The sequence below is a fragment of the Frankia casuarinae genome (genome assembly GCF_000013345.1).
Lineage (GTDB): Bacteria > Actinomycetota > Actinomycetes > Frankiales > Frankiaceae > Frankia > Frankia casuarinae.
The window spans coordinates 4,112,080-4,130,941 of the sequence record NC_007777.1 but is presented as its reverse complement, the minus strand read 5'-3'; the positions used below and the strand labels follow the sequence as shown (position 1 = coordinate 4,130,941).

15 protein-coding genes are annotated in these 18,862 nt (G+C 70.4%); 7 read left to right on the top strand and 8 right to left on the bottom strand.

What is annotated here, in order from left to right:
- Positions 1-63: 63 nt before the first annotated feature.
- Entirely contained in the window at positions 64-804 is a 741-nt protein-coding gene (locus FRANCCI3_RS17495; protein WP_011437844.1) for a succinate dehydrogenase cytochrome b subunit, read from the bottom strand.
- 92 nt (positions 805-896) lie between these two features.
- On the opposite strand from FRANCCI3_RS17495, the gene FRANCCI3_RS17490 reads away from it, so the two are divergent.
- From FRANCCI3_RS17490 to FRANCCI3_RS17480, 3 genes are all read left to right on the top strand, one after another.
- Complete coding sequence (locus FRANCCI3_RS17490) at positions 897-1,847, top strand: LysR family transcriptional regulator (protein ID WP_011437843.1); 951 nt, start codon at positions 897-899, stop codon at positions 1,845-1,847.
- A gap of 345 nt (positions 1,848-2,192) precedes the next feature.
- Positions 2,193-2,564 carry a hypothetical protein gene (locus tag FRANCCI3_RS17485; RefSeq protein WP_011437842.1) on the top strand — a complete coding sequence of 124 codons (372 nt, stop codon included), beginning with the start codon at positions 2,193-2,195 and terminating at the stop codon, positions 2,562-2,564.
- A 96-nt stretch (positions 2,565-2,660) separates the two neighbouring features.
- A complete protein-coding gene (locus FRANCCI3_RS17480; protein ID WP_011437841.1) occupies positions 2,661-3,758 on the top strand; it encodes an amidohydrolase family protein in 1,098 nt (365 codons plus the stop codon).
- A 31-nt stretch (positions 3,759-3,789) separates the two neighbouring features.
- Here FRANCCI3_RS17480 and FRANCCI3_RS17475 read toward each other — a convergent pair whose 3' ends face one another.
- A complete protein-coding gene (locus FRANCCI3_RS17475; protein WP_011437840.1) occupies positions 3,790-4,224 on the bottom strand; it encodes a response regulator in 435 nt (144 codons plus the stop codon).
- A 97-nt stretch (positions 4,225-4,321) separates the two neighbouring features.
- Positions 4,322-5,407 carry a PLP-dependent cysteine synthase family protein gene (locus tag FRANCCI3_RS17470; RefSeq protein ID WP_011437839.1) on the bottom strand — a complete coding sequence of 362 codons (1,086 nt, stop codon included), beginning with the start codon at positions 5,405-5,407 and terminating at the stop codon, positions 4,322-4,324.
- Between the two features lie 188 nt (positions 5,408-5,595).
- On the opposite strand from FRANCCI3_RS17470, the gene mshB reads away from it, so the two are divergent.
- Positions 5,596-6,519, top strand: a complete 924-nt coding sequence (gene mshB / locus FRANCCI3_RS17465) for an N-acetyl-1-D-myo-inositol-2-amino-2-deoxy-alpha-D-glucopyranoside deacetylase (protein WP_011437838.1) — start codon at positions 5,596-5,598, stop codon at positions 6,517-6,519.
- A gap of 41 nt (positions 6,520-6,560) precedes the next feature.
- A complete protein-coding gene (locus tag FRANCCI3_RS17460) occupies positions 6,561-6,785 on the top strand; it encodes a DUF1918 domain-containing protein (protein ID WP_232235012.1) in 225 nt (74 codons plus the stop codon).
- Positions 6,786-6,859: 74 nt separating this feature from the next.
- Here FRANCCI3_RS17460 and FRANCCI3_RS17455 read toward each other — a convergent pair whose 3' ends face one another.
- Both FRANCCI3_RS17455 and FRANCCI3_RS17450 read right to left on the bottom strand, forming a co-directional pair.
- A complete protein-coding gene (locus FRANCCI3_RS17455; RefSeq protein WP_011437837.1) occupies positions 6,860-8,809 on the bottom strand; it encodes a glycosyl hydrolase in 1,950 nt (649 codons plus the stop codon).
- A gap of 399 nt (positions 8,810-9,208) precedes the next feature.
- On the bottom strand, positions 9,209-10,213 hold the full coding sequence (locus FRANCCI3_RS17450) for a CAP domain-containing protein (protein WP_237704545.1): 1,005 nt from the start codon (positions 10,211-10,213) through the stop codon (positions 9,209-9,211).
- Positions 10,214-10,615: 402 nt separating this feature from the next.
- Here FRANCCI3_RS17450 and FRANCCI3_RS17445 point away from each other — a divergent pair, with 402 nt between their 5' ends.
- Entirely contained in the window at positions 10,616-14,524 is a 3,909-nt protein-coding gene (locus FRANCCI3_RS17445) for an ATP-binding cassette domain-containing protein (RefSeq protein WP_011437835.1), read from the top strand.
- A gap of 24 nt (positions 14,525-14,548) precedes the next feature.
- On the opposite strand, the gene FRANCCI3_RS17440 is transcribed toward FRANCCI3_RS17445, so the two are convergent.
- From FRANCCI3_RS17440 to soxR, 3 genes are all read right to left on the bottom strand, one after another.
- Positions 14,549-15,805, bottom strand: coding sequence for an ABC transporter substrate-binding protein (locus FRANCCI3_RS17440; RefSeq protein WP_011437834.1), 1,257 nt, complete (start codon positions 15,803-15,805; stop codon positions 14,549-14,551).
- A gap of 210 nt (positions 15,806-16,015) precedes the next feature.
- Positions 16,016-16,780 (bottom strand): NADPH-dependent FMN reductase, encoded by a 765-nt coding sequence (locus FRANCCI3_RS17435; RefSeq protein ID WP_011437833.1) that lies wholly within the window; start codon positions 16,778-16,780, stop codon positions 16,016-16,018.
- A gap of 113 nt (positions 16,781-16,893) precedes the next feature.
- Entirely contained in the window at positions 16,894-17,385 is a 492-nt protein-coding gene (soxR, locus tag FRANCCI3_RS17430) for a redox-sensitive transcriptional activator SoxR (protein WP_011437832.1), read from the bottom strand.
- A 252-nt stretch (positions 17,386-17,637) separates the two neighbouring features.
- On the opposite strand from soxR, the gene FRANCCI3_RS17425 reads away from it, so the two are divergent.
- Complete coding sequence (locus FRANCCI3_RS17425; protein WP_235462926.1) at positions 17,638-18,837, top strand: UDP-glucose--hexose-1-phosphate uridylyltransferase; 1,200 nt, start codon at positions 17,638-17,640, stop codon at positions 18,835-18,837.
- Positions 18,838-18,862 lie beyond the last annotated feature (25 nt).

Sequence of the window (18,862 nt, the reverse complement as noted above, 5' to 3'; positions counted from 1 at the left end):
CTGTTCAATCCACCAGTGCAGTGACCCATCGGTGCAGTGACCCATCGGTCCAGTGCCGTGCCGTCAATCCACCAGGCCGGCGAGAACCGACACCGGGACGATCACGAATCCCACCGTGAGGAGAACCGCGAGGACATTGGCGGTGGCCTTGAAAACTCGGTCCCGTTTCGGGTTGTTGACACCGAGGGTCTGGGCCGCACTCCAGAAGCCGTGCTGGATGTGGAGCCCGAGGGAGATCATGGCGGCGATGTAGATGAGCGTGACCCACCACACGCTGAAACTCGACACGACGTTGTCGTAGGCGGCACCTTCGACCCCGTGTCGGTTGAGGGTCAGCGTCGTGAAATCGAGGATGTGGTACACGATGAACAACGCGAGGGTGATTCCACCGTAGCGCATCACATGCGTGGCATAACTGGCCCGGGCTCGTTGGCGGTGGACGTACTTTGTCGGCCGGGCCCGCAGGTCACGCCGGCTGAGCTGGTACGCGGACACCGTGTGCAGGCCCACGGCCAGCACCAGCACGACGCGTTGGATCCATAGGTACCACGTATCGTGCAGGACCGGCTCGCCGATCGTCCGGAGCCAGCCGGCGTAGTGGTCGAAGTCGTCGCGGCCAAAGAAAATCTTCAGGTTCCCGAGCATGTGAGCGATCAGGAACAGGAGCATCAGCAGCCCGGTGACGGCCATCACGGTCTTTTTGCCGATGGTTGACCGCCACAGGTTGCGCAGGACGGACGAAGATCGCGGGGGCCGCGGGGTGGGCGCAGGGGACGCCGACCGCGCCGGGGTTGTCACAGCCACGAGCGCACCCTAGAGCGCACTCCCTCCAGTGGTCCAAGACATGATAAACCTGGACTCGATAGTGCCGTCCTATCGACGTCTACGCTGGCGGCGTGCAGCTCCACCAGCTCGCCTATTTCGTCGCCGTCGCGGAGACCCGGCACTTCACCCGGGCCGCCCAGCGGGTGCATGTCGCCCAGCCGTCCCTGTCCCAGCAGATCCGCGCCTTGGAACAGGAGCTGGGCACACCTTTGTTTAACCGCGCGCGGGGGAACATCAGCCTGACCCCGGCGGGGGAGACGCTCCTGCCGCTCGCCCGGCGCATCCTCACCGATACCGAGACCGCCCGCCAGCGGGTCACCGAGCTGCTCGACCTACGCCACGGCACGGTGCGCCTCGGTGCCACCCCGAGCCTGTGCACCGGCTTCCTGCCCGACGTGCTGCGACTGTTCCACCAGCGGTACCCGGGCATCCGCCTGCTGGTCGAGGAAGGGGGATCACGCGACCTCGTCCGCGATCTGGCCGCGGGCAGCCTGGACCTGGCGTTGATCATCCTTCCGCTGCAGAGCAGCGACCCGGCCCTGGCGACCTCGCCGCTGATCCGCGAGAGCCTGGTCCTCGTCTCGTCGCTGGACGAGCCACCGATCGTCGCCGGACGCCCGCTGACCGTGGCCGATCTGCGTAACCACCCGATGGTGATGTTCCGCCGCGGCTACGACCTGCGGGAGGCCACCGTGACGGCCTGCCGGGAGGCCGGATTCGAGCCGATTTTCGCGATCGAGGGCGGGGAGATGGACGCCGTGCTCGGTTTCGTCGCGGCGGGTCTGGGCAGCGCGGTGATTCCGAGCACGGTCGCCCACCGGCTCGGCATGCGGGTCACCCCGTTCGTGCTCCCGGGGCTGCAACGCACCATCGGGCTGGCGCGTCGCCGCGACGTCGAGCCGACCCGTGCCGCCGTCGAGCTGCAACGGGTCCTGTGGGAGTACCTCCGCGACGCCGCGGCCTCGGGCAACCTTCCCGACGGCACCCGGCTCCTCGCCGGACCGACCTCCGCCGGCACGTGATCTGTCATCTTCGGGCTCTCGTGCAACGTATTCGATGAGGCAGACTTTTCATGGCGTGACGATCAGGTTCTTTTCGCGTGAATCGCCATCGCTTTTTCTGGTTCGGCGTGTGGTCCGCCTGTCCACCGAGCCCATTTTTTCCGCCCACCCGCACGCGATCCGGTCGGGTGGGCTTAAAGTTGTGCGAGCGGTCGTAGATCGGGCGGTTTCCGGTCTACGGGGACTGGCTGCGGGGATGACTGGCTGCGGGGACGACTGTCAACGCGCGGTTCGCGTGAACTGGCGCCAGTGCACAACGGGGGCAGCGTCGGAGCTGCCGTCGACCTCGAACACACGGGAGGCGATATGAACAGCGTCGACATTGCCCTGAAGGAATCGCTCGAGATAAGCGGGGCGCTTGGGGTTGCCCTCGTCGACTTCACCAGTGGAATGACCCTCGGAACGGCCGGTAACACGCATGTGATCGACCTTGAGATCGCCGCGGCCGGAAACACCGAGGTTATCCGGGCGAAGATTCGGACGATGGAGAGTCTCGGGCTTCAGGACACCATCGAGGACATCCTGATTACGCTGGGTCGCCAGTACCATCTGATCCGGTTGTTGCAGAGCCATTCCGGCCGTGGCCTGTTCCTCTATCTGGTGCTCGACAAGCCGCGCGCGAACCTCGCGCTGGCCCGTCATCGGCTGCGCGCCGTCGAGTCGCAGCTCGACGTCTGAGTGCTTCCGGGGCCCGATCGGGCGGCGCGTCCTCGCCACGGGCCTGGTGCCGGCGCGCCGGTGACCGGACGACGGTGATAGGGATATGACGTGAATATGAACGTGCCGGCGCTGCGGATCCGTGGCGGCGTGCTGGTCAGTCCGACGGAGGTCCGTGACGAGGTCTGGGTCGTCGATGGCCGGATCACCTTCTCCGCCCCCACCGGCCCGGCGGCCCGGGACGTACGGACGGTCTCCGGATGGGTGTTGCCCGGCCTCGTCGACGCTCACTGCCATGTCGGCCTCGCCGCGCACGGCGCCGTCGACAGGCCCACCGCCGAGCAGCAGATCATCACCGACCGGGCGGCGGGCGCGCTGCTGCTGCGCGACGCCGGTTCCCCGGCCGACACCCGGTGGATCGATGCCCGTGACGACCTGCCCCGGCTGGTGCGGGCCGGCCGGCACATCGCCCGGCCCCGGCGATACCTCCGCAACTACGCGGCGGAGGTCGAGCCGGCCGACCTCGTCGCCGAGGTCCTCGCGCAGGCCGGCCGGGGCGACGGGTGGGTGAAGCTCGTCGGCGACTGGATCGACCGCGGGCTGGGCGACCTGGCGCCGTGCTGGCCCGCGGACGTGGCGAAGGCCGCGATCGACGCGGCGCACGCCGCCGGAGCCCGGGTCACCGCCCACTGCTTCGCCGAGGACTCCCTCGCGGATCTGGTCGAGGCAGGGATCGACTGCATCGAGCACGCCACCGGTCTCACCGAGCGCACGATCCCGCTGTTCGCCGAGCGGGGGGTCGCCATCGTGCCAACCCTGGTGAACATCGCGACCTTCGAGGACATCGCCGCGGGCGCCGAGGCGAAGTTCCCCGCCTACGCCCGGCACATGCGTGCCCTGTACGCCCGGCGCCATGACACGGTGCGGGCGGCCTACGACGCCGGCATCCCGATCTTCGTCGGTACCGACGCCGGGGGAAGCCTCCCGCACGGGCTGGTCGCCGCCGAGGTGGCCGAGCTTCGCCTGGCCGGGCTGCCGGCGGCGGCCGCGCTCGACGCGGCGACCTGGGGGGCCCGCTCCTGGCTCGGTTATCCGGGCCTGTCCGAGGGCGCCTGGGCCGATCTGGTGGTGTATCCGAGCGACCCGCGGGCCGACGTCGCGGTGCTCGGCGCCCCGGACCTCATCGTTCTGCGCGGACGGCCGGTCTCTGCCTGAACGTCCCCGCGTCCCCCGGGTATGCGGCTGGTCAGCGGGGAGCATCGAGGACCTGCCGGACCTTGTCCAGCAGGGTGCGTTCGGAGAAGGGTTTGGTCAACAGCGATACCCCCGGGTCCAGCTTCCCCTGCGCGGTGAGGACGGGATCGGCGTATCCCGACATGTAGAGCACCCGGATGCCGGGTTGCTGGGCCCGGATGCGGTTCGCGAGCTCCCTGCCCTGCATGCGCGGCATGATCACGTCCGTGAGCAGCAGGTGGATGTCGCCCCGGTGCTCGATCGCGATCGAGCACGCGTCGAGGGCGGTGGAAGCCGCCAGCACCTCGTAGCCGTTGCGGCTCAGGATCCGCCGGGCGACCTCGAGCAACGCGGCATCGTCCTCGGCGATCAGGACCGTCTCGCCGTGCCGGGCGGGCTCGGAGTCGGCCGGTCGTTGCCCGGCCGGATCCTGCGACAGGTTCCGCATAAAATCACCGCAGTAGGTAATTTACCGGTGGCATTTAGTGGCCAGAGGAACCGTAGCATCGCTTTCGGTGAGTCGCCACCGCGCCGGCCAGGCCGCTTCAGCCCGGCCAGGCCGCGGAGGTCACGGCCTGGCACAGGATCTCGGTGAACGGCCGCGGGTCGAGGCCGGCCGCGTCGAGCCAGGAACCGGAGTAATACGTGTCGGCGTACCGTTCGCCGCCGTCGCAGATCAAAGTGACCACGCTGCCGCGGTGACCGGAGGACACCAGCTCGCAGGCGAGCCGTACCGCGCCCCAGAGGTTCGTCCCGGTGGAGGCACCCGTCCGGCGGCCCGTCAGCGTCTCCAGGAACAACATGGCCGCGACGGACGCCGCGTCGGGCACAGTGATCATTCGGTCGACGATGTCGGGGAGGAAACTCGGCTCCACCTGTGGGCGGCCGATGCCCTCGATGCGGGAGTGCCCGCCGGTGACGTGCGGGTCGCCGGTGGACCAGGCGCGGTGGAACACCGAGCCCTCGGGATCGACGACGCACAGCGCGCAGTTGTGCTGCCGGTACCGCAGATAACGCCCGATCGTGGCGCTGGTGCCCCCGGTGCCGGCGCCGACGACGATCCAGGTGGGGATGGGATGGCGCTCCAGCGCCATCTGATTGAAGATCGATTCGGCGATGTTGTTGTTGCCGCGCCAGTCCGTCGCTCGTTCCGCGTAGGTGAACTGGTCCATGTAGTGACCGTTCGTGGCCTCGGCCAGCCGCCTGGCCTCCGCGTACACCGTGGTGGCGTCCGCCACCAGGTGGCAGCGACCCCGCTCACGTTCGATCAGGGCGATCTTCTGCGTGCTGGTCGAGGCGGGCATGACGGCGATGAAGGGGAGCCCGAGCATGCGGGCGAAGTAGGCCTCCGAGACCGCCGTCGACCCGGAGGAGGCCTCGACGATCGTCGTCCCCTCCCGGATCCAGCCGTTGCACAGCCCGTAGAGGAACAGCGACCGGGCCAGGCGGTGCTTCAACGAGCCGGTGGGATGCGTCGACTCGTCCTTCAGATAGATGTCCACGCCCCGTTCCGCCGGCCACAGGTGCAGGGGGAACAGGTGGGTGTCCGCCGACCTGTTGGTGTCGGCCTCGACTCGGCGAATGGCCTCCCGAGTCCATCGGACGTCCTGTCTGGTGGGTGCATCACTCATGCCCTTCCCGTTCCCCGGATCATGCTTGGATGAAGATCTTTGTTCTTTCCGCCCGCCTTCGTCGATTCGTTGATCTGTGAGCTGTTTGTCTCTTATGGGTTATCGATGCGGTTGCGGGCTCTGTATCCGCAAGTTACCGGTTCGATGGTCGAGATGCGCCGTCCGTGGGTCGCCCCTACCGTCAAGCTATGCCGGTTACTCAAGGTTCCGGTGCGCTGCCGGCCCGTCGGATCGTGTTCGTCCATGCTCATCCCGACGACGAGACGATCGCGACCGGGGCGACGATGGCCTGCTACGCCGCCGATCCCGACACCCAGGTGGTCCTTGTCACGTGCACGCTGGGCGAGATGGGCGAGGTGCTGGTCCCCGAGCTGACCAACCTGCGGGCGGACCGCGCGGACCAGCTCGGCGGATACCGGATCGGGGAGCTGGAACAGGCGTGTACCGAGCTCGGCGTCACCGACTACCGCTTCCTCGGGGGCGCCGGTCGTTGGCGGGACAGCGGCATGTTGGACAGCCCCGCGAACGACGACCCGCGCTGCTTCTGGCGGGCGAACATGGACGACGCGTCCGAGGCGCTCGTGCGGATCGTGCGGGAGGTCCGGCCGCAGGTGATCGTGACCTACGACGCGATCGGGGACTACGGTCATCCCGATCACATCAGGGCGCACGACGTCACCGTCCGGGCCTTCGCCGACGCGGCCGATCCGGACTTCGCTCCCGACGCGGGTCCGACCTGGCAGGTCTCGAAGTTGTACGAGACGGCGCTGTCCCACTCCGCGGTCGAGTCCGCGGTGGACCGCATCTGGCGGTCCGACCTGGCGAAGACGGTCCCCGAGGGGATCACGATGCCCTCGGACATGCTGCTGTCGGTTCCCGATACCAAGGTCACCACGACGATCGAGGCGCCGGGCTTCTTCGCCGCGAAGATCGCGGCAATGCGGGCCCACCGCAGCCAGATGACCGTGGACGGATTCTTCTTCGCTCTGGTCGACGGGAACGGCCGGTCGGCGAAGGCCACCGAGAACTTCGTGCTGGCCCGGGGGGCGGTGGGCCCGGGCTCGGGTTCCGGCGTGGAAACCGACCTGTTCGACGGAGTGGCGACGCGCTGATGCCGGAACGGACCGCGAACGGACCGCGGGAGGGAATCCTGATGTACACCGGGAACATCATGTACGCCAGGGTCGGGGACCGCCTCGTCGTGCGTAATTCGGCAACAGGTCGTACCGAGCGCCACGGTGTGATACTCAAGATTCGCGGCGAGAGCGGCCGAGCGCCGTTCATCGTCCGGTGGGACGACGGCCGCGAATCGTGGTACATCCCGGCCGCCTATGAATCGGTCGAGCTACGTCCCAGCCGCGACCGGCGGCCCGGCTGAGGACCCCCTCGGGTGGAGGGGTGCCGCCCACTGAATCATTGCCGGCGGGCGGCACCCGGCGTCACCTCCGGAGCCTACTGCCCGGAGTAGAGCTGTTTATAGCGGGCGCCCGCCTGCCGGTTCAGGTAGAGACACGTGGCGCTGAGCGGTCGGTACAGGTTCGAACCGACGTTGTTCGGGTCGCAGTTGTTGAAGTAATACTCGTAGGCCAGCCCCTTGCCGGCATGGGCCACGAACCAGTCGTACATCCACTGGATGTAATTGGCGTTGTCACCGCCACCGTTGTTGCCGCTGGTACTCACCACCCCCCATTCGCCGACGCCGAAGAGCTTGTTGTGCGCGCGGGCGAAGTTGAACCAGTAGTTCAGCCCACCGGGGGCGTTGGCCTGGGCGTCGAACTCGGCCTTTGTCCGGGACGGCGGCCAGTGGTCGTACGCGTCGAGGCCGACCCCGTCCACCCAGGCGTCGCCCGGATACATGTCCATCGGGTTGTGGCTCGGCGGGTTCTGCGAGTAGTGAGCGTTGAGGCACCAGCACAGGGTGGGGTCCGGCTCCGCGGTCGAGTTGATGGCGTCCGCGACGTGGCGCCAGCAGTTGACGTAGTCCTTGGGGTTGGTGGCGGACCATTCGTACCAGTCGCCGTTGCCCTCCCAGGCGATTCGCAGGTAGGAGTTCTGCCGGCCGTAGGCGTTCAGTACGCGGCCGAAGGTCTTCCAGTACTCGTCGTAGGCCCCGGTGGCGCAGGTCGCGTTGCTGGCACCGATGTGCTCCGGGAAGGGGGGGATGGAGATGATCAACCGGCCGGGCCAGTTGGCGAAGGTGCGCAGCAGATCCACCGGCTGGCTGACGTTCGCCCAGCTGTTCCGGGTGGTGTAAAGCAGGGTGAAGTCACAGGGCGCCCCGCGCCAGGTGCAGAACGCCTCCAGGTTCTGCTGGTTCATCACCGGATCGGGATAGGTTCCGGTCAGCCACCCTTTGCCCGAGCGGGGCCCGGCGTAGGACGGCGGGGCCGGCGGCGGGTTCGCTCCGGTGGTGACCTCCGCCCGGTCGAAACCGACGTTGTTGCCCTGCGAGGAGGTGTTGCGCTGCCCGGTATTCGTCAGGGTCAGGGTGTGCGTGCCGGCGGCGAGCTTGTCCGAGCTGTAGAACAGGGTGATGCTCGAGGTCGGCGCGTAGGTGTCGACGTTGACCGGCTGGCCGCCGTCCAGGCGGATCGTGCTGAATCCCCCGATCGGGCCCTTGGCGCCGTAGATGTTGATCTGCGTTCCGCTGAAACGGATCGTGGCGACCGCGCCGGCGGTCGCCGAGTAGTAGAAGCTGTTGTTCGGGGAGGTAATGCAGCCGGTGCACTTCGTCCACCCGGTCGAGTAAGAGACCTGGTTGGTGCCGGTGCCGATCGTCGTGTCCTCGATGGTGAGCGCCGTGGGCACCGGCGGTGTCGGCGGGGGCGGCGCCACCTCGTTGATCGCCTCGGCGCGGTCGAAGGCGACGTCGTAGCCCCGGGACGCGGCATTGCGCTGGTGCAGGTTGGTGATCTGCACTGTGTGGGTGCCCGCGGTGAGCGTGTTCGAGGTGAAGATCGAGCTCGCGACCGCGACCGTAGCGAAGGTGTCGACGAGCTGCGGGGTGCTGCCGTCGATGCTGATCGCGGCCTGGCCGCTCCACGGCCCCTTGACCCCGAAGATGGTCACCCGCGTGCCGATGAACTGGAACGAGGCGACGCTGCCGTAGGTCGACGAGTACCGGAAGCCGTCGTCGAGGGGCCCGGCTATGCACCCGGTGCACCGGGTCCACGTCCCCGTGTAGGAGACCTGGTTGAGCCCGGTGCCGATGGCGCTGTCCTCGATGATCGTCGGGGCCTGCGCGCGGGCAGGTCCGGTCAATGCCCCGGTCATCAGGGCCACGGTGAGGGTGAGTAGCAGCCCGCCGATCCGGTGGCGACGTGCTCGAGTCCGCGCGTGACGGCCGTTCGAATATCTCCTGGGCTGGGACGCTGTCCCGTCCCGTTTGTTCTCTGTGCGCATTCTCCAGTCCTGTCCTGGGTTGTGGAACGCGTGTCGAGCTTGTCGATGAAAGCTGACTCATCAACCAGGAAGGAAGCTAGATCAATGGTTCGCGGGCATGGTCGAACGTCGTTGTCCGGAGATTCGACGCGCACTTCTCCAGGCGTGGGCGAAGACTTGTGACGTCGTCCTTCCCGGCGGTTCGGGTGGAACGTGCACAGCCGGATTGCGCAGATTCTCCGCTCGCGGCGGCGGTGTCACCGGTTCTGGCGGTTCCTTGGGGTCGGCGCAGGAAAATCGTGATCCGTTCGGCCCGGTCGGTCAACGCCCGCGCGGGAATGCCGATACCTTTGTAGCCGAAGGTGCGACCTACCTCCGGTACGCCTGCGGTCTGAGTGCCTGCGGTCAGAGTGCCAGCGGTCAGAGCAGGGTGCCGAAGACCTGCGTCCAGTAGCGACCATACTCGCCGCCGGTGGCCTGCCCGACGCCGATCTGGCGCAGCCGCGGGATGAGGATGTTCGCCCGGTGGCCGGGGCTGTTCATCCATCCCGTCACCACCTCGTCCGCGCTGCTCTGGCCGGCGGCGATGTTCTCGGCGACCTGGGCGTAGCGGTAGCCCAGAGCGCTCACCCGGTCGGACACCGTGCGTCCCTCCGGGCTGGTGTGCGCGAAGAAGCCACGGGTCGCCATGTCCACGCTGTGCGCCTCCGCGGCGGCGGCCAAGCGGTCGTCGACGGTCAGCGGCGCGAGACCCTCCCGGGCGCGCTCGGCATTGGTGAGCGTGACGACCCGCGCGAGCACGAGGGTCAGATCACCCTCCCGGGTACCCCGACCCGTGGAATCGGGGTACCCGGGAGGGTCACGGCGTTGACCCTGGCCCTGGTGGCCCTGGTGGCCCTGGTGGCCCTGGTGGCCCTGGTGGCCCTGGTGGCCCTGGTGGCCCTGGTCGCCCTGGTCGCCGTCGTCGATGTCGACTCCGAAGTCCCGGGCGAGACCGGCGAGGCCGTCCGCGTAGCCCTGCCCCACCGCCCGGATCTTCCACGCGGGGCCGCGCCGGTAGATCTCCACCAGCGTGACCACGGTCTCGCGGGACAACGGCGGTGGTGCGAAGCGGGCGATGAGGTCATCATGATCATTATGGATGGTGACGGCGAGAGCTGGCAGCCGTCCGAAGGGCGTCGTACCGTCCTCGGGGCTGGCGGCGATCACGACACGTTCGGCGCCCAGGCGCAGCCGGCCCGGATCGACGGTCACCGCGCCGCCCGAGAGTGCCACGCCCGGCGCCCTGGGCTGGTTGTAGAACACGAAGTCGCTGTCCGCGGCGACCTTGCCGTTCGCGCCGGTGACGAGCGCACAGACGTCGAAGGGACCGGCGAGCCGGACCGAGACGGGGCCGGCAGGCAACGGCCCGTTCGCGCCAGGCACCAGGTCCCTCATCCGTTTCCACCCCTGTAGCCGTGGTCGTCCGCCATCGAGCGTTCGTCCGATGGTGCCATCCCGGACGTTTCGCGGTGTGCCCACGTTCCGTCACCCCCGACCAATCCGTGGGGTTAGGTAGCTTTCGCGAGGTTCTGTGGCTCTTATGCTATTCGGTGGCTCTCGTGGGGTTCGGTGGCTGTTGTGGCTGGTTTGATTGCCTTGTCGGTCTGTCCGGTCGTACCGTCACCTCGGTTGCCGTGATCATATGATCAATGGTCTGGCCTGCGGATTTTCCGGTGGGCTCACGCCGCTCATCGCGATCGAGGAGAGCCGGCGACCATTGGTGGGGGGCCGCTGAGGGATGATCGAGGCACCGTTCCGCGGTGCCCGGAGCAGGGTGGACCGCCGTTGAATGACGTCATGGGCTACGCCCTGCTCAGTCTGGGCACGGGCGCGCTCTACGCCCTCGTGGCCTCGGGTGTGGTGGTCATCGCCCGCGGGGCCGGCGTGCTCAACCTGGCCCAGGGCGCGCTGCTGGCCTGGGCGGCCTATGCCTTCCATGGGCTGCACGCCGGGTGGGGGCTGCCGCTCGGCCTCGCGGCGCCGCTGGCCGTGCTGTCGACGACCGTCATCGGGGTCGTGTTCCACCTGCTGGTGATGCGGCCACTGCGCGAGGCGACCTCGCTGCTGCGGCTGATGGCGACGCTCGGCCTGCTGATCATCTTGCAGTCGTTGCTGACGCTGATGTTCGCCGGTGCCGTGCGTACCTCCCCGACGGTGCTGCCGACCGGCAGGATAACGCTGTTCGACGAGCCCGTCGGCGTGTCCGTGTTCGTCCGGCTGGCTGTGGTCGCCGTGCTGGTCGCGGGGCTCTGGGCGGTGTTCCGGTTCACCACGGTGGGCCTCGCCGCGACGGTGGCGGCGGAGAACCTCAGGGCCGCCGCGACCTTCGGCTGGTCGGCGGACACCGTCGCCGCCGCTGCCTGGGGCGCCGGCAGCGCGCTGGCCGGTCTCGGCGGGGTCCTGCTCGCGCCGCTGCAGAACCCGTTGTCCTCGGCGAACCTGCTCCTGCTCATCGTCCCGGCGCTGGCGGTCGCGCTGGTCGCGCGGTTTCGCTCCTTCCCGATGGTGCTGGCGGGCGGGCTCGCCCTCGGGGTCGTCGAGGTGGAGACCCAGTTCCAGCTGGTCGCCGAGCACCCCTGGTGGCGCGGGGTCGACCGGGCTGTGCCGCTGGCGGTCATCGTCTTCTACCTCGCGATCCGCGGGCAGGGAATACCCGAACGCGGCCACCTCGCCGAACGTCAGCCTGCCCTCGGTAGCGGCCGGGTGCATCCGCGCGCCCTCGCGGTCACCGTGGCGGCCACCCTGGCGGCGATCTGGTGGCTGCTGCCGGTTGACTGGGTCGACGCGATCGACGCGAACGCCCTGTGGGCGCTGGTCATCCTGTCCGTCGTCGTGCTCGTCGGGTTCACCGGGCAGTTGTCCCTGGCGCAGCTCGCCTTTTCCGGCATCGCGGCGTTGATCGCCGGACGGCTCGTCGCGACCCGCGGCTGGCCGTTGGAGGCGGCCATGCTCGTCGGGGTCGCCGGCACGGCCGCGGTCGGACTGTTGTTCGCCCTGCCGGCGCTGCGGACCCGGGGCCTGCAGCTCGCGGTGGTGACCCTGGGCCTGGGCACCGCCGTCGACGCTCTGCTGTTCCAGCGCGGCTACCACTCCCCGGCACCGAGGAGCGCGGGCTCCATCGGTTCGCTGTTCGGCGATCTGGCCTCCCCGGAGGGCACGGTCGTCGGCCGTCAGACATTCCTCGGCATCGAGTTGGACAAGGTTGCCAACCCCCGCGGGTTCGCGACCGTCTCCGTCCTCGCCTTCGTCCTCGTCGCGCTGGCCGTCGCCAACCTGCGGCGCGGGCGCGCGGGCCGGCGACTGATCGCGGTGCGGACCAACGAGCGGGCCGCCGCCGCGCTCGGCATCAGCGTGGTCGGCGCGAAGCTCTACGCCTTCGCGCTGTCGGCGGCCATCGCCGGATTCGGCGGGGTGCTCTATGCGTTCTACGTCTACGGGGAGCGCGGGAACATCGACTATGGCGGTGGCGCCTTCGCGCCGTTCTCGTCGATCATGCTCATCGCCTACGCGGTGCTCGGCGGGGTCGGCTGGGTCAGCGGGGCGTTCGCCGGGGCGACGATGGCCGCCGGGGCGCTCGCGACCCGGCTCGGCGGCTGGGTCGGCGACCTGCTCGCCCGGCTCGGCGTGCTGCTGCGGGTCGTCGTGGCGGCCCTCGCCGGGCTGCTCGGCCTCGCCGCCGGTGCCTCGCTCGTCAGCGCGCCGCGCCCGCGCCGCCGGCTCGGCGCCGCCGCCCGGTACGCCCCCTGGGCCGTCGCCGCCGTCGCCGCCCTGGTCGCAGCGGTCTTCGGCGGCTGGGTGCGGGACTGGCTGGCCGAGCTCGACCGCTACGTGCCGCTGATCGGCGGGATCGTCCTCGTCGTCGTGCTGTCCCGGTCGGGTGGGGGCATGGCGCCGGAGAACGCCCGCACCGCCAGGCTGCTCCACGACCGGGTCCCGGCGGCGGCCGCCCGCCGCCGTCGCCGCGATGCCGCCCGCCTGGCCCGCCTGCTCGGCGCGCCGCCCGCCGCGCTGCCCGCCGTGCCCGCCGTCCTGTCGGTCTGGGGTCTGACGGTCCGGTTCGGCGCGGTCACCGCGGTGCGCTCGGTCGACCTGCGGGTGGAACCCGGTCAGATCGTCGGGATGATCGGCCCGAACGGCGCGGGCAAGACGACGGTCATCGACGCGATCACTGGTTACACCCCGTCCTCGGTCACGTCGGTCACGTCGATGACGTTGGGCGGCGTCCGGCTGGACCGTCTGCCGGCGCACCGGCGGGCCCGCGCCGGCATCAGCCGGTCGTTCCAGAACCTGGAGCTGTTCGACGATCTGACGGTCATCGAGAACATCCAGGCGGCCAGCGACCGCCGGGACACCCGCGCCTATCTCACCGACCTGCTGTTCCCCCGGGGACGTCCGCTTGAGCCGGCCGCGGTCGCCGCGGTCGACGCCTTCGGGCTGCGCGACGATCTCCTGCGCACCGTGGCGGAGCTTCCCTACGGTCGTCGTCGGCTGCTGGCCATCGCCCGGGCCGTCGCGGCGCGCCCCGCCGTGCTGCTGCTCGACGAGCCGTGCGCCGGGCTGGACGAATCGGAGAGCGCGGAGGTCGCGGGCCTGCTGCGTCGGCTCGCCGACGACTGGGGACTGGGCATCCTGCTCAACGAACACGACATGGACGTGGTCATGGGGGTCTGCGACCGGGTGGTCGTGCTGGACGCCGGGGAGCGCATCGCCGAGGGGACGCCGGAGCGGGTGCGCGACGACCCCCGGGTGCGGGTCGCCTGCCTGGGGGAGGCGGCGGTCCCGGCCCGGCCGGCCGTCTCCTGGACTCGGCCGGCCGTCTCCTGGACCCGGCGGGCCGTCTCCTGGACCCGGCGGGCCGTCTCCTGGACCCGGCCGGCCGGCCCGTCCGCGGGCGGGACCGGGGACCGCGTCGCCGACAGGACGGACCCGGCCCGGTTCGCGGCCGGCCCCGCGGTGCTGGCGGCGCGGGGCCTGTCCGCCGGCTACGGCAACGGCCCGGTGGTCCGCGACCTCAACCTGGAGGTTCACGCCGGCGAGGTCGTGACCCTGCTCGGCCCGAACGGCGCCGGCAAGACGACGACACTGCTGGCGCTGGCCGGCGCGATCCCGTCGGCGGGAGGCGAGGTCCTGCTCGCCGGGGCCGTGACGACCGCCGCGCTGCACGAACGGTGCCGACGTGGCCTGAGCCTGGTTCCCGAGGAACGCTCGGTCATCATGGACCTCACCGTCCGGGAGAATCTCCGGGTCGGTCGATGCGACCCGGACCTCGCCCTCGCGGTCTTCCCCGAGCTTGCCGAGCACCTCGATCGGCGGGCGGGGCTGCTCTCCGGGGGGCAGCAGCAGATGGTGACCCTCGCGCGCGCCTTGGCGCGCCGGCCCACGGTTCTGCTCGCCGACGAGCTCTCGCTGGGCCTCGCGCCGCGCGTCGTGGACCGTCTGCTGGCGGCGGTGCGCGCCGCCGCGGACGATGGGCTCGCCGTGATCCTCGTCGAGCAGCACGTCCGCAGCGCCCTGTCGATCGCCGATCGGGTGCACGTCCTGCGGCATGGGGCCCTCGCCTGGTCGGGCACCGCCGCCCAGGCCCGTGCCGACCGGGAGACCCTGCTCGGCGCCTATCTGTCACCCGGACGGCCGGCGGACTCCGGCAATGGCGCCCCATCCGGCAATGGCGCCCTCAGCGGCCCGCGTGCCTGACCCGGGTCAGCGCGTGCCTCAGAGTCAGGAGGCGGCCCGGCGCAGGATGTCCAGGCCGGAGTAGGTCTCCGGGCCGAGTGGCACGAAGCTCTTCGACGCGCTGTCCCAGCGGGCTCCCCGCAGCGTGGTGTTGAAGATCCGTTCCGCCCCGGGGATCGGCGTCGTCGCCGTGAGGTTCAGCCGCGGGACGATGCCGCCCAGGTCCAGGTCGGTGGTCCGGTTGAGCTGGTCGAGCAGGGTGCGGGCGGTGAGCGGGCCGGACACCTTGTTGCCCACCTTCTCGGCGATCTGCACGGACAGCCACGCGCCGGTGGTGGTCGTCGTGGTGCGTAGCGCGGGGGCCGCGTCCGCGTCCCCGCCGGCCTGCTCGGCGTCCAGTTCGGAGATCATCCGGGCCACCTCGGGGAACTGGCCGGCCTGGCTCAGCTCGGGGAACGCGGTCGCGACCACGAGGTTGTCCGCGGCCGGACCGAGCGTCGACAGGTACTTCGGCGAGAGGGTTCCGGCCGCGTGGCAGGTCCGGACCCGCTGGCCGGCCTGGGAGATCACCGCGTAGGCGGCCTGGTCGAACACGACGAGCACGGCTCCGTCGGCACCGGACCGGGTGAGCTGGGAGATCGCCGGGGTGAAGTCGCTCGTCGTGATCGGAATACGGATCTTCGGATTGATCGGACGGTTCACCGCCTTCGCGCCGCCCTCGGCCATGATGATGAGCCGGTCGCTGGCGCTGAGGTCGTAGCCGACCAGCCCGAGGCGGGTGGCTCCCGCCTTGGCGAGCAACGACGGGCAGACCGCGGGGTAGAGCGCCAGCGGGCTGATGACGTAGCTGATCGGAGAGCTGAGCTCGGATCCGTCGGCCGAGATCCCGGCCGAACCGATGGACGGGATCCCCGCGTTCTCCAGGATGGGCATGATCCCACCCGAGCCGCTGACCTCGCCGACGACCGCGAGCACGTGCTGATCCACCGCCTGCTGGGCGCACTTCCTGGCCACGGCGGCGTCGTTCTTCTCGTTGCAGTGCACGAGCTCGACCCGGTGGCCGGCGATCCCACCCCGGGCGTTGACCCCGCGCACGGCGGCCCGGGCGGCGGCCACCATCTCCGGGTAGTTCGTTCCGGACGTGCCCACCGGGGCGATGATCATCAGTTTGACCGTTGATCCGGCCGAGGACGTGCCGGTGGCTTCGCCGTCCGAGTCGCCACCGCACGCGGCGAGCGTTCCCGCCAGCACGGCGCCCAGAACCGCCGCGGCGAGCCACCGGAGCCCGTACCGTCGTCCCACCGTGCCGCCTCCTCGTCGAGCGTGCCTCGTCCGCGTTCCGTGTTCCGGTCCCCTGCCGGGCCCCGCTGTCCCCTGCCGGGCCCCGCCACGGTAGACCTGCCTGCTCAGGACGGATACGCCCGGGTTGGCTGGGACCCGCGGGAGCCTCGGCGTGGGATCGCGTCCCGGCGTCAGAGCACCTCAGAGCACCTGAGGTCACCTGAGGTCACCTCAGAGCACCTGGGACCAGGCGTAGGTGAACCCCATGATCTGGTCGGCGAGGGTGTCCAGGCGGGCCGCGACGGTCCGGTCGAGCACTCGCCCGTGCGGGTCGAAGAGCGGCACCGCGGTGTTCAGGGTGACGCCCAGCGGGGTCGGCCAGCCGCGCAGGGCGTGCACCGTCGAGCGCAGGGCCGTCAGCGTCGTCCCGGCCGCCTGCGTGCCCCGGGCGCCGACGATCAGTGCGACCGCCCGGCCGTCCAGGTAGGGCCGGGGCGCGCCGCGCAGGTCCTCCAGATAGTCCAGGGCGTTCTTGACCTGGCCCGATATCCCGCCGTGGTAGCCGGGAGTCGCGATCACGAGGCCGTCGGCCCGTTCGACGGCGGCGAGGAGGCGCAGCGCGGCGGCGGGACGTTCCTGGCGTTCCGGCGCGTACATCGGCAGGTCCAGGTCCGCCGCACCGAGCAGCATCGTCTCCGCGCCGGCCTGCCCCATCATCGCCAGCACCGTCGCCAGGGCCTGGTGGGTGGTGGAGTTCGCCCGGCTGCTGCCACCGATGCCGACGATTAACGGGCGGCGGCGACGGGCCCGCACCGGACCGGGACCGTCCGGCGGCATGTCGGGCGAACGGTGCGCCGAGACCCGGCTGGGCAGCCCGGAGACGGGATCCGTACCGACCGTCTGGCTGCGCCCGCTCCTCGGTTCGCCGTTGCTGGCACCCGGTTGGAACATGCCGAATGTGTCTCCCACTACCCCTCCTCGTCCCGGATCCGGCATCCCGGTCCGGCATCCCGGTCCGGCGTCCCGGATCTGGCTCATGTCGGTCCGGCGATGGACCGCCACCCGCGTACCGTCGCGTCTGTCCTATCGCGGATGTCCTGTCCGATGTCCTATCGGACGGGCTGACCACACCGATCGAGGGGGTTGCGGGTCCGGCGCAGCGCAGCCGGCAGCGCGCGAGCGCCCGGCCCCAGCTCGGCGATCCGGTCGTGCGGATTCGAGATGCGGCAGCTTCGCAGCGACAAGCAGCCGCAGCCGATGCACGAGTTGAGTCCGTCACGCAGAGCGACCAGGGCCGCGATCTCGTCGTCCAGCCGGCCGCGCCACCGCCGCGAGATCGCGGACCAGTCCGCCTTGGTCGGCGTGCGCGACTCGGGCAGCGTCGACAGGGTCTCCCGCACCTCGTCGAGACTGAGCCCGACCGCGGTGGCGGCGCGGATGAACGCCAGCCGCCGCAGGACATGGCGCTCGTACCGGCGCTGCCCACCCGAGGTCCGGGTGGCGGTGAGCAGGCCCTGCTGTTCGTAGAAGCGCAGCGCCGACGCGGCGAAGCCACTTCGCTGCGAGAGCTCACCCACAGTCATCATATCGGTAGGAAGCATGCCCGCAGACTATGGCGTTGAAGTTGAACTCAACATGAGGTTCCCGGAACCCGGCGGCGCCGCGACGGGCTGGTCGTCACGCCTCGTCACGCCTCGTCCCGTCATGTCCCGTCACGCATCGTCATGCTTCGCCGCCCCTCGTTGCCCCGCGTCGCCCCTCGTCACGCCTCGGCTTCGTGGTAACGGGGATCACCCCGGGCCGTCCCGGCAGCGCGTTTGCCGCGGTCGCCGCCCATGGCAGGCTTCGTCGCAATGGACGACATCACGCATCGGCGGTTCAACCCGCTCACCGGCCGTTGGGTTCTGGTCTCGCCGGGGCGGACGCGGCGACCGTGGCACGGCGGTCAGGAACCACCGCCGGTGCCGGCCGCGGTCGCCCATGATCCTCTATGCGACCTCTGCCCGGGTAACCTCCGGGCCGGCGGTGAACGTAACCCCTCCTACTCCGGTACCTACGTGTTCACCAACGACTTCCCGGCGCTGCGTCCCGACCCGGTTCGGCCCGCAGCCCTGCTCGTCGCCCCGCCCGCCGACCCGCCTGTCGCCCCGTCCGCCGACCCGGCCCCGGTGTGGCCGGCGGGTCCCGGATCGGGCCTGCTGCGCAGCGAACCGGCCCGGGGGACCTGCCGGGTCGTGTGCTTCGGCCCTCGTCATGATCGCGGGCTCGTCGACATGACTCCGGCCGAGGTCCGGGCGGTCGTGGACACCTGGGCGGCGCAGGAGGAGGAACTCTCCCGCACCTGGCGCTGGGTGCAGGTCTTCGAGAACCGCGGCACCGCGATGGGCGCGTCGAACCCGCACCCCCACGGTCAGATCTGGGCCTGCGACGCGTTGCCCGACGAGCCAGCCGCCGAGGACGCGCGGCAGCGGGAGCACTTCGCCCGCTCTGGCAGCTCCCTGCTGATGGACTACGCCGAGATCGAGACGGCGGCGGGGGAGCGGGTGATCCTGGCGGAGGAGCACTGGCTCGTCGTCGTGCCGTTCTGGGCGCTGTGGCCGTTCGAGACCCTGCTCCTGCCCCGGCATCCGGTCGACCGCCTCGCCGCGCTCTCCGACGACCAGCGGGACGGGCTGTCCCGCCTGCTCGGCCGCCTCCTCACCGGCTACGACGCCCTGTTCGACCATCCTTTCCCGTTCTCGATGGGCTGGCACGGGGCTCCCGGGCCGCATCCCGCGCCCGGACCCCGGCCGGGGCCGGAGCTGGGGTCGGAGCCGGAGCCGGAGTCGGGGCTGGGGCCGGACCTTGATCCTGGTTGGGGACCCGGCGATCCACCCGCGGCGTTCTGGCAGCTGCACGCCCACTTCTATCCGCCGTTGCTGCGCTCCCCGACCATTCGCAAGCATCAGGTCGGCTACGAGATGCTCGCCGACGTGCAGCGCGACCTCACCCCGGAGGCAGCCGCGGACCGGCTGCGCGCCGTCATGGCTCCCGTCGCCGCGAACCGGACCTGAGCCGAGCCCGCGCGGCCGTGGTCAT